This window comes from Enterobacter cloacae complex sp. 2022EL-00788, from assembly GCF_026627565.1.
Taxonomy (GTDB): domain Bacteria; phylum Pseudomonadota; class Gammaproteobacteria; order Enterobacterales; family Enterobacteriaceae; genus Enterobacter; species Enterobacter pasteurii.
In genome coordinates, this window is record NZ_JAPNMC010000007.1 from 136,212 (window position 1) to 148,714 (window position 12,503).

General features: G+C 57.5%; 11 protein-coding genes. 5 read left to right on the forward strand and 6 right to left on the reverse strand.

Annotated features, from left to right (window positions below; genetic code table 11):
- Window positions 1-191 precede the first annotated feature (191 nt).
- Window positions 192-1,859 carry an energy-dependent translational throttle protein EttA gene (gene ettA / locus OWK27_RS13005; RefSeq protein ID WP_006810191.1) on the forward strand — a complete coding sequence of 556 codons (1,668 nt, stop codon included), beginning with the start codon at window positions 192-194 and terminating at the stop codon, window positions 1,857-1,859.
- A gap of 90 nt (window positions 1,860-1,949) precedes the next feature.
- Here ettA and OWK27_RS13010 read toward each other — a convergent pair whose 3' ends face one another.
- Window positions 1,950-2,849, reverse strand: a complete 900-nt coding sequence (locus OWK27_RS13010) for a LysR family transcriptional regulator (protein ID WP_148420016.1) — start codon at window positions 2,847-2,849, stop codon at window positions 1,950-1,952.
- Window positions 2,850-2,957: 108 nt separating this feature from the next.
- On the opposite strand from OWK27_RS13010, the gene OWK27_RS13015 reads away from it, so the two are divergent.
- Complete coding sequence (locus OWK27_RS13015) at window positions 2,958-3,959, forward strand: zinc-binding alcohol dehydrogenase family protein (protein WP_267590517.1); 1,002 nt, start codon at window positions 2,958-2,960, stop codon at window positions 3,957-3,959.
- A 109-nt stretch (window positions 3,960-4,068) separates the two neighbouring features.
- On the opposite strand, the gene nadR is transcribed toward OWK27_RS13015, so the two are convergent.
- The 3 genes from nadR to serB are packed head-to-tail and all read right to left on the reverse strand — an operon-like array spanning window position 4,069 to window position 7,702.
- Window positions 4,069-5,301, reverse strand: coding sequence for a multifunctional transcriptional regulator/nicotinamide-nucleotide adenylyltransferase/ribosylnicotinamide kinase NadR (gene nadR / locus OWK27_RS13020; protein ID WP_148421962.1), 1,233 nt, complete (start codon window positions 5,299-5,301; stop codon window positions 4,069-4,071).
- Between the two features lie 35 nt (window positions 5,302-5,336).
- Window positions 5,337-6,722 carry a DNA repair protein RadA gene (gene radA, locus OWK27_RS13025; protein ID WP_014882467.1) on the reverse strand — a complete coding sequence of 462 codons (1,386 nt, stop codon included), beginning with the start codon at window positions 6,720-6,722 and terminating at the stop codon, window positions 5,337-5,339.
- Window positions 6,723-6,733: 11 nt separating this feature from the next.
- Complete coding sequence (serB, locus tag OWK27_RS13030) at window positions 6,734-7,702, reverse strand: phosphoserine phosphatase (RefSeq protein WP_267590518.1); 969 nt, start codon at window positions 7,700-7,702, stop codon at window positions 6,734-6,736.
- Window positions 7,703-7,819: 117 nt separating this feature from the next.
- Between serB and OWK27_RS13035 the strand changes: the two genes are divergently transcribed.
- The 3 genes from OWK27_RS13035 to OWK27_RS13045 all read left to right on the forward strand — a co-directional run bounded on the left by OWK27_RS13035 (window position 7,820) and on the right by OWK27_RS13045 (window position 10,362).
- Window positions 7,820-8,464, forward strand: a complete 645-nt coding sequence (locus OWK27_RS13035; RefSeq protein WP_148421965.1) for a YtjB family periplasmic protein — start codon at window positions 7,820-7,822, stop codon at window positions 8,462-8,464.
- A 39-nt stretch (window positions 8,465-8,503) separates the two neighbouring features.
- The gene (gene lplA, locus OWK27_RS13040) at window positions 8,504-9,520 is read left to right on the forward strand and encodes a lipoate--protein ligase LplA (RefSeq protein WP_176608756.1); all 1,017 of its coding nucleotides are present in this window, start codon (window positions 8,504-8,506) and stop codon (window positions 9,518-9,520) included.
- 152 nt (window positions 9,521-9,672) lie between these two features.
- A complete protein-coding gene (locus tag OWK27_RS13045; protein ID WP_176608757.1) occupies window positions 9,673-10,362 on the forward strand; it encodes a DUF1120 domain-containing protein in 690 nt (229 codons plus the stop codon).
- A 52-nt stretch (window positions 10,363-10,414) separates the two neighbouring features.
- Here the strand turns inward: OWK27_RS13045 and deoD are convergent, their stop codons facing one another.
- Window positions 10,415-11,137 (reverse strand): purine-nucleoside phosphorylase, encoded by a 723-nt coding sequence (gene deoD, locus OWK27_RS13050; RefSeq protein WP_032643987.1) that lies wholly within the window; start codon window positions 11,135-11,137, stop codon window positions 10,415-10,417.
- 129 nt (window positions 11,138-11,266) lie between these two features.
- Complete coding sequence (gene deoB, locus OWK27_RS13055) at window positions 11,267-12,490, reverse strand: phosphopentomutase (RefSeq protein WP_148421971.1); 1,224 nt, start codon at window positions 12,488-12,490, stop codon at window positions 11,267-11,269.
- Between the last annotated feature and the right edge of the window lie 13 nt (window positions 12,491-12,503).

Consider the following 12,503-nt stretch of genomic DNA (forward strand, 5'->3'; position numbering starts at 1 on the left):
TCTTGCCACGTCAAAGTCACATCAACTTATGCTAACCAGGCATCCCGCAACGCGCCACGTCATGGACACTTTTTTACCTTTCTTGCGCGTTTTAACACTCCCGACGTTCCTGGCTGGGATTAGGGCGTGAAAAAGGCTACACTTCGAGGCTGAAATTCATTCTCATCACGATAAAAGAGGCGAAGTCCAACGTGGCTCAATTCGTTTATACCATGCATCGTGTCGGCAAAGTTGTCCCGCCGAAACGTCATATTCTTAAAAATATCTCGCTGAGCTTCTTCCCGGGCGCAAAAATCGGTGTCCTGGGTCTCAACGGTGCCGGTAAGTCCACCCTGCTGCGCATCATGGCCGGCATCGATACAGACATCGAAGGTGAAGCCCGTCCGCAGCCAGGCATCAAGATCGGCTACCTGCCGCAGGAACCTCAGCTGAACCCGGAGCACACCGTGCGTGAATCCGTTGAAGAAGCGGTGTCCGAAGTGGTTAACGCGCTGAAGGGCCTGGATGAAGTGTATGCCAAATACGCCGAGCCGGATGCGGACTTCGACAAGCTGGCCGCTCAGCAGGGCAAATACGAAGAGATTATCCAGGCGCACGACGGTCACAACCTGAACGTGCAGCTGGAGCGCGCGGCTGATGCCCTGCGCCTGCCGGACTGGGATGCGAAAATCGCTAACCTCTCCGGTGGTGAGCGTCGCCGCGTGGCGCTGTGCCGCCTGTTGCTGGAAAAACCAGACATGCTGCTGCTCGACGAACCTACCAACCACCTGGATGCAGAGTCCGTAGCGTGGCTGGAACGCTTCCTGCACGACTTCGAAGGCACCGTGGTGGCGATCACCCACGACCGTTACTTCCTCGACAACGTGGCGGGCTGGATCCTGGAGCTGGACCGCGGTGAAGGTATTCCGTGGGAAGGCAACTACTCCTCCTGGCTGGAGCAGAAAGATCAGCGTCTGGCGCAGGAAGCGTCTCAGGAAGCGGCGCGTCGCAAGTCTATCGAGAAAGAGCTGGAGTGGGTGCGTCAGGGCGCGAAAGGCCGTCAGTCCAAGGGCAAAGCCCGTCTGGCGCGCTTTGAAGAGCTTAACAATACCGAATACCAGAAACGTAACGAAACCAACGAACTGTTTATTCCACCTGGAGCGCGTCTGGGGGATAAAGTGGTTGAAGTGACCAACCTGCGGAAGTCCTACGGCGACCGCCTGCTGATCGACGACCTGACCTTCTCCGTACCGAAGGGCGCTATCGTCGGTATCATCGGTCCGAACGGCGCGGGTAAATCCACGCTGTTCCGCATGATGTCCGGTCAGGAACAGCCTGACAGCGGCTCTATCACCCTGGGTGAGACCGTGAAGCTGGCGTCCGTTGACCAGTTCCGTGACGCAATGGATAACAGCAAAACCGTGTGGGAAGAAGTGTCCGGCGGTCTGGATATCATGCGTATCGGCAACACCGAAATGCCAAGCCGCGCCTACGTTGGCCGCTTTAACTTCAAGGGCACCGACCAGGGCAAACGCGTGGGCGAGCTGTCCGGCGGTGAGCGCGGTCGTCTGCACCTGGCGAAGCTGCTGCAGGTTGGCGGTAACGTCCTGCTGCTCGATGAACCAACCAACGACCTGGACATCGAAACCCTGCGCGCGCTGGAAAACGCCCTGCTGGAGTTCCCGGGCTGTGCAATGGTTATCTCGCACGACCGCTGGTTCCTGGACCGTATCGCAACCCACATCCTGGATTACCAGGACGAAGGTAAGGTAGAGTTCTTCGAAGGTAACTTCACCGAATACGAAGAGTACAAGAAACGCACGCTGGGCGCAGACGCGCTGGAGCCGAAGCGTATTAAGTACAAGCGTATCGCGAAATAAAAGCACAACGGCAACTTCGGTTGCCGTTTTTATGTTTGTTCCCTCTCCCCGAGGAAGAGGGTCAGGGTGAGGGCATCAGGCCGCACATAATTACCTTCCCACGTAGTACCGCCTCACCTCATCAAACTGCATCGCAAACTCGATATAGCTCATCAGCGCGGGCGAATTAAGCTTACGGCTCGGATAGGCCAGCCACAGGTCGTTCCCCTCCACGCTCCACGCCGGCAGCACCTTCACCAGCGCCCCCTTTTCAACCTTGTCTTCCAGCAGAAATGCGGGCAACAGCGTGATCCCCGCCCCGGCAATCGCACACTCGCGGGCGTACACCAGGTTATCGGTTAAATGCGCGTTGTCCGGCAGGTAGCGATAGTCTTCGCTCTCGCTTCTCAGCAGCCACTCAGACCAGGACCTGTGGGTAATGCAGCGATGCTCCACCAGCTGACGCGGATGGACTAACGGTTCACGACGCGCCAGATAATCGGGCGATGCCAGCATATAGCGCGGGCAGTGTCCGATCATACGGCCAATCAGGGATGAATCCTGCGGCTTGCCGGTACGTAGCGCCACGTCAAAACCGGACTCGACCAGATCCACCACGTCGTCAGAAATTGATACATCGAGCGAAACGTCAGGGTAGCGAAGCTGAAATTCGGCATTAAGATGTGCCAGAAGCGTTGCCCCGATCCCCGCAGGACAAGTGATCCGCAGCCGTCCGCTGGGGTTGTCGCGCAGGCGCTGGATGGCATACTCCGCCCGCTCGCTGGCCGCCAGCATCTCGCGGCAGTGCACCAGATAGTGCTCGCCGGCAAAGGTCAGGTTGATCCTGCGCGTCGTCCGATTGAGCAAGCGGATCCCCAGCTGCTGTTCAAGCTGGCTAATGCGCTGGCTGACGCTGGATTTAGGCAGCTCCGCCTTCCGGGCCGCCGCGGTAAAGCTGCCCGTCTCCGCCACCAGCGCAAACAGCGCCATATCCTGAAGCTGTTTAAACATGATTGTTCATCCTGTACGAACGCTGAGTTCTCGATTGTCCATCTTATCACGCGCGTGACCACTTAATAGACTAGTCTCAACAAAACGCATGCCATTGAGGAGCACACCATGTCCGTTAAAGCCATTGCCGTTAACCCCGCCAATCCCTCCGCTTTCATTGAAATCGCCCCGCCGATGCCGCAGCCCGGCGAGCACGATCTGCTGGTGGAAGTGAAAGCCGTCTCCGTTAACCCGGTCGATACTAAGGTGCATGCAGGCCTTGTCAAAAATGGGCTGAAAGCGCCACGTATTCTCGGGTGGGACGCCAGCGGGATCGTCAAAGCCGTTGGGGCAGGCGTCACCGGGTTCAAACCGGGCGACGAAGTGTGGTACGCGGGCGACATTACCCGTCCGGGCAGTAATACCACGCACCAGCTGATTGACGCGCGCATTGTTGGGCGTAAGCCTGCAAGCCTGGGCTGGGATGCGGCTGCCGCATTGCCGCTGACCGCGCTGACCGCCTGGGAAGGGCTGTTCGAGCGTCTGAACATTCAGGATGCCGGATCGGACAACACGCTGCTGATCGTCGGCGGTGCTGGCGGAGTGGGATCGCTGGCGATCCCGTTCGCAAAACACGGCAGCAAGGTTAAGGTGATCGCCACCGCGTCGCGGGAAGACTCCGCCCGGTGGTGCCGCGATCGCGGAGCGGATCTGGTGGTGGATTATCGCGATCTTAAAGGTGAGCTGGCAAAGCAGGGCATTAGCTTTGTGGATTACATTTTCATTCTTAATGATACCGATGGCCACTGGGATACGGTCAGCGAACTGATTGCGCCGCAGGGGCACATTTGCTCCATCGTCGAAAATGCGCATCCGCTGAACCAGGATAAGCTGAAATCTAAGTCCGCCGCGCTGCACTGGGAATTTATGTATACCCGCAGCATGTACCAGACCGCCGATATGGCGCGTCAGGGTGAGATCTTAAACGAGGTGGCGAAGCTGGTGGATAACGGCGTGGTGACAAGTTCGCTGAGCGAAACGCTGCACGGTCTGAGCGTGGAAAGCATTACCGAGGCGCACCGCAGGGTGCTGGAAGGGCATATGCGCGGGAAGGTGGTGGTTGCGTTCTGAGTGGTTTGATTCCCCTCACCCTAACCCTCTCACCATAGGGGATGTAACGGGGCCGTCTTTACCCTCTCCCCTATGGGGAGAGGGCAGGGTGAGGGGCAAGCCTGTGAATTTACCCCTGCTCCCCCATCATCTCCTTCACCAGCTCGACGCAGCGCAGGAAACGGGTGTCGTAATCCGATGCTTCCACGTGCACAAACTCAACGTTGTTCTCGTTAAGCATCTCCACCAGCATCGTCTGGAACTCTCGCCTGTCCACCGAGCTGCCCAGGCTGCGCATGCCGTCGGCCACCCATGGCGTGTTGTTTTCCAGCAGGATCACCAGGTCGAAGCGATATTCATCAATCAGCGCCTGCACAAACGGGTGCTCGCGGCCTTCGTACTTTTTACAGAACGCCTGAGTGGTGACGAAATCGGTATCGATGAACGCCACTTTATTGGCGTACTTCACCGCGAAATCAATGTACTGGGCATGGCCGAGCGCGATTTTGTCGTAGTCGGAATACTGCAATGCCATCTCGTCACCGCCGAGATGTGAGAAAACATAATCGCGGCCATACTCCCACGCGCTGGTGGTGTTGAAGATGTTCGCCAGCTTATTCACCAGCGTCGATTTTCCGCTCGACTCGCCGCCAAGAATGGCTACCGTACGCACGAAGAACGGCTTTACTTCGGTTGGAATGTAGTCCCAGTAGCGGAACGGGTTCTCGCGGATCTGCGCCCCGCTGATGTTCATGAAGGTACGCTTCGGATCGATAAGCACCGTCTCGATGCCCAGATGCTCGCGGAACTGCGGCGCGTCGGATTCTTCAGAGGTGTAGATCCAGTTAGGCGCAATGCCCTTCTCTTCCATAAACGCTTTGATGCCGTTACTCCACACGTCCCAGCCGTGCGGATACGGCTCCATGCCCTCCTCGTTAAAGGCATGAATGCGAATGTTTTTTTGATACTTAAAGGTCTGAAGCAGCCAGCGCAGACGATCCGGCACCGTGGGCTGCTGCGACATGGCGCTGTCTTCAAACAGCAGGCGATCGCGGGTTTCATCGTAACCCATGATGATGTGCAGTTCGTCCACCTGGCTACAGGCGCGCTGGATCAGGTAGATATGCCCGGTATGCAGCGGGTAGAACTTACCGAACACCACGCCGATGTTCTTTTGCATGCGTGGAAATTCAAGCCCCAGAAAGCGGTGCAGCGCTTCGAGCTTTTGCGCGCTGGGGCTTTTGATTTTGGCGTTAAGCAGTTGGCTCAGGTAGCCTTTGGTCATTCCGCTGGCGTCCGCCACCTGCTGCAGCGTGCAGCCCTTCTGGCGGATTGCGGTCTTGATGTAGTCAAATGATGACATAAATTACGGTGCCTCCTGCAAAATCGAATACGTAATTATAAGTCGTCAAAGACATTTAACGCATCTGCGAGTTTCTTAACGCCAAAGACCTGCATCCCTTCCGGGATTTTTTTCGGCACGTTGGCGGCAGGAACAATCGCGCGGCGGAAGCCATGCTTTGCCGCTTCGGAGATGCGCTCCTGGCCGCTCGGCACCGGGCGGATCTCGCCAGCCAGCCCCACTTCGCCAAATACAACCAGATCCTGCGGCAGCGGCCTGTCGCGCAGGCTGGAGACCATCGCCAGCAGCAGCGCCAGATCCGCGCTGGTCTCTGAAACCTTCACGCCGCCGACCACGTTGACGAACACGTCCTGATCCGCCATCTGCAGGCCGCCGTGGCGGTGCAGCACCGCCAGCAGGATCGCCAGACGGTTTTGCTCCAGGCCGACCGCCACGCGACGGGGGTTGCCCATCATGGAGTGATCCACCAGCGCCTGAATTTCCACGAGCAGCGGACGCGTCCCTTCCCACAGCACCATCACGGAGCTGCCGGAGGTGACCTCATCGCCACGGCTCAGGAAGATGGCCGAGGGGTTGCTGACCTCGCGAAGCCCCTGCTCGGTCATGGCAAATACGCCCAGCTCGTTCACCGCACCAAAGCGGTTTTTATGGCTGCGCAGGGTACGGAAGCGGGAGTCCGCGTCGCCGTCGAGCATGACGGAGCAGTCAATACAGTGCTCAAGCACTTTCGGCCCCGCCAGCGAGCCGTCTTTGGTGACGTGGCCGACCATCACAATCGCCACGCCGCGGGTTTTGGCGAAGCGCGTCAGGTAGGCGGCGGTTTCGCGCACCTGCGCCACGCTGCCCGGCGAGGACTGAATGTCCGCCATGTGCATGACCTGAATGGAGTCGATCACCATCAGCTTCGGCTGCTCTTCTTCGGCGATCATGCAGATCTGCTCGATGCTGGTTTCCGAAAGCATATTCAGGTTGCCCGTCGGCAGGCCAAGACGATGGGCGCGCATCGCCACCTGCTGGAGTGATTCCTCGCCCGTGACGTAAAGGGTTTTCATCTGCTCGGCAAGCTTGCAGAGCGTTTGCAGCAGGAGCGTCGATTTACCCGCGCCCGGGTTACCGCCGATCAGAATGGCGCTGCCCGGCACTACGCCGCCGCCGAGCACGCGGTCAAACTCCTTGAACCCGGTGGAGAAGCGCGGCAGCGCTTCCAGGCTGATATCGGAAAGTTTTTGTACCTTCGACACGCCTGCATTGCCCGCATAGCCGCTCAGGCGTTCGTTGCGGGCCACGCTCGGCGAAGCCGCCACACCACGCACTTCGGTGATGGTGTTCCAGGCATGACAGGCGCTGCATTGCCCCTGCCAGCGCGGATAATCCGCACCACATTCATTACAGACAAATGCGCGTTTTGGAGCTTTCGCCACGGTTTACCTCGTTATTTCTGGTTAATGCTGCCGGAGAGAATGCAGAACACCCCCATCAGATCGGCATGACGGACAGTGACTTCCGTCTTTTCATTCACTTTCGGCTTAGCATGGTAGGCAATGCCAAGACCGGCAACTTTAATCATCGGCAGATCGTTCGCGCCATCGCCGATGGCGACGGTCTGCTCGACCGGAATCTCATATTTCTGCGCCAGACGCGTCAGCGTGTTGGCTTTGTACTGCGCGTCCACGATGTCGCCGGTGACCTGTCCGGTCAGCCTGCCGTCCACGATCTCCAGCTCGTTAGCCACAACCGTGGTCAGGTGCAATTTTTCCCGCAGATAATCCGCGAAGAAGGTAAAGCCCCCGGAGGCGATTGCCACCTTCCAGCCCAGAGACTGGAGCTTTAATACCAGCTGCGTCAGCCCGGGCATGAGCGGCAGCTCATCGCGCACCTGACGCAGAATAGTGGCGTCGGCCCCTTTGAGGGTCGCCACGCGCTGCCTCAGGCTGGCGTTGAAATCCAGCTCGCCTCGCATCGCGCGCTCGGTGACTTCAGCCACCAGCTCACCGCTCCCCGCCAGCCTGGCGATCTCGTCGATACATTCGATCTGAATGGCGGTAGAGTCCATATCCATCACCAGCAGGCCCGGCGTTTTCAGGTGCGGGATCTTGCCGAGTGGCGCAACGTCCAGTCCAGCGTCGTGCGCCAGCCGCGTGGCGCGCTGCGTCAGGGAACCCGCCAGGCGAATAACCTGGTAATCTTCCACGCACCAGGCGGCAACGATAACCATCGCCGCGCCGAGCGTGGTTTGATACTGGGTGAGACGTTGCTTATCCAGGCCGCGTCCATACAGCAGCCAGCCGCTACGGCCAGCGTGGTAATCCAGAGGCATCACCTCATCGCCACTTAACGAGAGCGGCAATCCTGGCCATAAAGAGACATCCGTTGGCAGGTCACACCAGGTAATGTTCGGCATTAAAGCTCCTGTAATTTGGTTCGCGCCGGAAGGTTCCAGAGGGAAAATAACGCATGAGGCTACCCTGTAACCATCACTTCTGGCAACATTAAGCCGTAAATTTTAAGCAGGTGGAATATGGCTCGCGCAAAACTGAAATTCCGGCTTCATCGCGCCGTGATTGTCCTGATCTGTCTCGCACTATTAGTGGCGCTGATGCAGGGGGCATCCTGGTTTAGCCAGAATCACCAACGGCAACGCAACCCGCAATTTGAAGAGCTGGCCCGCACCCTGGCGCGTCAGGTAACGCTCAATATTGCCCCGTCAATGCGTACCGAAACGCCGGACGAGAAGCGCATATCCCAGGTATTACGCCAGCTTACGGAAAACAGCCGCATTCTGGATGCGGGCGTGTACGATGAACAGGGCGACCTGATCGCCCGCGCCGGTGAACATGTCGAGGTGCGCGATCGGCTGGCGCTGGACGGTAAAAAAGCCGGCGGCTATTTCAACCAGCAGATCGTCGAACCGATTCAGGGCAAGAATGGTCCGCTGGGGTATCTGCGCCTCACCCTTGATACCCACACTCTGCCTACCGAAGCCAAACAGGTGGACAATACCACCAATATTCTGCGCCTGATGCTACTCCTCTCGCTGGCAACAGGCGTGGTGCTGGCGCGCACGCTGCTCCAGGGCAAGCGCACCCGCTGGCAGCAGTCACCGTTCCTGTTGACCGCCAGCAAGTCGGTTCCCGAAGACGAAGAGAGCGAGAAGAAGGAATAGTGATAAAGTAGGCAGACGATTCGGAAAAGGAACTTTGCCATGACGACGTTACGCCTGCTTATCTCTGACTCTTACGATCCCTGGTTTAATCTCGCGGTGGAAGAGTGCATCTTCCGCCAGATGCCCGCCACGCAGCGCGTGCTGTTTCTCTGGCGCAACGCCGATACGGTGGTCATTGGCCGCGCGCAAAACCCGTGGAAAGAGTGTAATACCCGCCGCATGGAAGAGGATAACGTGCGTCTGGCGCGCCGGAGCAGCGGTGGCGGCGCGGTGTTTCACGATCTGGGAAATACCTGCTTTACCTTTATGGCAGGCAAGCCGGAGTATGACAAAACCATCTCAACGTCCATCGTCCTCAACGCGCTCAATTCGCTCGGTGTCACCGCCGAGGCCTCGGGGCGTAACGATCTGGTGGTCAAAACGCCCGACGGGGATCGCAAAGTATCGGGTTCTGCCTATCGCGAAACGATGGATCGCGGCTTCCATCACGGCACCCTGCTGCTTAACGCCGATCTGAGCCGTCTGGCGAACTACCTTAATCCCGACAGGAAAAAGCTTCAGGCCAAGGGGATCACCTCTGTGCGCGGCCGCGTGGCGAATCTGGTGGAGCTACTGCCGGGGATTACGCACGAGCAGATTTGCGATGCGATCCGCGAGGCGTTCTTTGCGCACTACGGCGAGCGCGTGGAGGCGGAGGTAATTTCTCCTGATAAAACCCCGGACCTGCCCAACTTTGCTGAAACCTTTGCCCGCCAGAGCAGCTGGGAGTGGAACTTCGGCCAGGCGCCGGCGTTCTCCCATCTGCTGGACGAGCGTTTTACCTGGGGCGGCGTGGAACTGCATTTTGACGTAGAGAAAGGCCACATCACCCGCACGCAGGTATTCACGGACAGCCTTAATCCCGCGCCGTTAGAGGCGCTGGCAGCGCGTTTGCAGGGCTGTTTGTATCGGGCGGATACGCTGCAGCAGGAGTGCGATGCGTTGACAGGTGATTTTCCCGGACAGGAAACCGAATTACGGGAATTATCGGCATGGATTGCGAGAGAGGTAAAATAATTGAGAATAATAATATTCTGTAAAGGCTTTTTTAAAAAAAGCACATTTATAATGTAAATAGATTAAATAGACGGAATAGCTCAGCGCGTAAGAAAATCCTGACGCAGGGGGAACAATTAATGTTCCCTTTAATTATACGTTAAGGATGAAACGTGAAAAAAATTCTATTAGCAGCGTCTGTTATTTTAGCGATGTCGTCTGCCGCTCACGCGGCGGGAACCGCAGAATTAAAGGTTACCGGGGTATTAACCAACTCCGCGTGTACGCCCACGTTAAGCGGTGGGGGTATCGTTGATTTTGGCACGACCAATATTGGTAATATGTCTGCCACAGCGACTAACCAGCTCGGCAATAAAGATCTTTCCCTCTCCATCAGCTGCGTTGCCCCGACAAAAGTAGGCTGGAGCATTATCGACGACCGTGCGGATTCTAAACAGAACCTGATCGTCGAAAATACCGACTGGAGCGGCTCAGGTTCCGTATGGAGCAGTAATAGCCTGTTCGGCGCGGGGAAAACCGCGGGCGGCGTCAATCTGGGCGCTTATTCCGTCACGATGCAGTTGAGCAACGTCACTGCGGACGGAAAAACCACCGGTATGATTTCGGGTGCCAATTCCACAGGAAGTTATTCATGGGGCCAGATGGTGGGCGACAGCGCACCCGTTCGTAATGACGGCATAGTTTACACGGTTGCGGGTGACGCAAGCGTCGATCCGCTGGCGTTTACCAGTGCGGTATTCCCGCTGCGCGTCGCGCTGGCCGTACAGGATACGACGACGCTTGCCCTGACCGATGACACGCAGATTGACGGACAGGCAACAATCAGTCTTGTTTATCTGTAAGGTGTGAACAGTAAAAAAGAGTGTAGCCAGGGCTACACTCTTTCTTTTTATATTACGCTTTGTCGCCCAGAAGAACGGATTCCAGCGCGATTTTGATCATGTCGTTGAAGGTGGTCTGACGCTCGGCAGCCGTGGTCTGCTCATGGGTACGGATGTGGTCAGACACGGTGCAGATGGTCAGCGCTTTCGCGCCAAACTCAGCCGCGACGCCGTAGATACCTGCCGCTTCCATTTCCACGCCCAGGATGCCGTATTTTTCCATCACGTCGAACATCTCGCCGCCGTCTGGTGCGTAGAACAGGTCAGCAGAGAAGATGTTACCCACGCGCGCCTCAACGCCCAGCGCTTTTGCCGCGTCAACCGCATCACGCACCATGCCGAAGTCCGCAATCGCGGCGAAGTCATGGTCTTTAAAACGCATGCGGTTAACTTTCGAATCGGTGCAGGCACCCATACCGATAACGATATCGCGCAGCTTAACGTCCATGCGCACCGCGCCGCAGGAGCCGACGCGGATGATTTTCTTCACGCCGAAATCGGTGATCAGCTCTTTGGTGTAGATGGAGCAGGATGGGATACCCATGCCGTGGCCCATAACGGAAATTTTGCGGCCTTTGTAGGTACCGGTGAAGCCCAGCATGCCGCGAACGTTGTTCACTTCACGCACGTCTTCAAGGAAGGTTTCTGCAATGTGCTTCGCGCGCAGCGGGTCGCCAGGCATCAATACGACGTCAGCGAAATCACCCATTTCTGCATTAATGTGAGGAGTTGCCATCTTCAGTTCCTTTTCATTTAAATTCTCCCTCTCCCTGTGGGAGAGGGTTGGGGTGAGGGCATCAGGCCGCACCCATATCTCTCGCGGGAGAGGATCGGGGTGAGGGCATCAGGCCGCACCCCTTGTCATTCAGAACATAGCCTTGCCATATTCCATGTCAGACGTGCCGAAGTATTTCGCAATGGTCTGGCCAATGTCTGCGAAGGTGTCACGGTGGCCCAGCGAACCTGGTTTCACTTTCGGGCCGTACACCAGCACCGGAATATGCTCGCGGGTGTGGTCGGTGCCGGTCCAGGTTGGGTCACAGCCGTGATCCGCGGTCAGGATCAGAATGTCATCTTCACCCACCAGCTCCATCAGCTCCGGCAGGCGGCGGTCGAACAGCTCCAGACCGGCAGCGTAGCCTGCGACGTCGCGACGGTGGCCCCAGGAGGAGTCGAAGTCCACGAAGTTGGTGAAGACAATCGTGTTGTCGCCCGCTTCCTTCATCTCTTTGACGGTAGCGTCGAACAGCGCGTCCAGACCGGTCGCTTTCACTTTTTTGGTGATGCCGCAGTTTGCGTAGATGTCCGCAATTTTACCCACTGACACCACGTGCCCGCCCTTCTCGTCGACCAGTTTTTGCAGCACGGTGGGTGCCGGTGGCTCAACGGCCAGGTCGTGGCGGTTGCCGGTACGCTGGAAGTTACCCGCTTTGTCGCCGATAAACGGACGCGCGATAACGCGGCCAATGTTGTAGCCGCCTTCGGTCAGCTCTTCACGGGCGATTTCGCACAGCTCGTAGAGTTTATCCAGACCAAACGTCTCTTCGTGGCAGGCAATCTGGAACACGGAGTCAGCAGAGGTGTAGAAAATCGGCTTGCCGGTTTTCATGTGCTCTTCGCCGAGCTGATCCAGAATCACGGTACCGGATGAGTGGCAGTTACCAAGGTAGCCCGGCAGATTGGCACGCTTCACCAGCTTATCGAGCAGCTCCTGCGGGAAGCTGTTCTCGTGATCGGAGAAGTAGCCCCAGTCGAACAGCACCGGCACACCGGCGATTTCCCAGTGACCGGACGGGGTATCTTTACCGGAAGAGAGCTCGTGCGCCCAGGCGTAAGCGCCCACCACTTCCGCGTTGCCGTCCATACCGGCTGCGATTTTACCGGTAGAGCCTTCATGCGCTTTTACCAGCCCGAGGCGGGTCAGATTTGGCAGGTTCAGAGGGCCTTTACGACCGTTATCCGCTTCGCCTTTTGCACAGGCTTCCGCGATGTGACCCATGGTATCGGAACCCACGTCACCAAAACGTTCTGCATCTTCGGTTGCGCCGATGCCGAATGAGTCCAGCACCATAATAAATGCACGTTTCATAATTGTTCTCCGT

Bases quoted from the DNA above. Each gene is read 5' to 3' on its own strand.
- lplA (WP_176608756.1), top strand. From the start codon at position 8,504: ATGACGACGTTACGCCTGCTTATCTCTGACTCTTACGATCCCTGGTTT.
- OWK27_RS13035 (WP_148421965.1), top strand. From the start codon at position 7,820: ATGGCTCGCGCAAAACTGAAATTCCGGCTTCATCGCGCCGTGATTGTC.
- deoB (WP_148421971.1), bottom strand. From the start codon at position 12,490: ATGAAACGTGCATTTATTATGGTGCTGGACTCATTCGGCATCGGCGCA.
- serB (WP_267590518.1), bottom strand. From the start codon at position 7,702: ATGCCGAACATTACCTGGTGTGACCTGCCAACGGATGTCTCTTTATGG.
- nadR (WP_148421962.1), bottom strand. From the start codon at position 5,301: ATGTCATCATTTGACTACATCAAGACCGCAATCCGCCAGAAGGGCTGC.
- OWK27_RS13015 (WP_267590517.1), top strand. From the start codon at position 2,958: ATGTCCGTTAAAGCCATTGCCGTTAACCCCGCCAATCCCTCCGCTTTC.
- deoD (WP_032643987.1), bottom strand. From the start codon at position 11,137: ATGGCAACTCCTCACATTAATGCAGAAATGGGTGATTTCGCTGACGTC.
- OWK27_RS13010 (WP_148420016.1), bottom strand. From the start codon at position 2,849: ATGTTTAAACAGCTTCAGGATATGGCGCTGTTTGCGCTGGTGGCGGAG.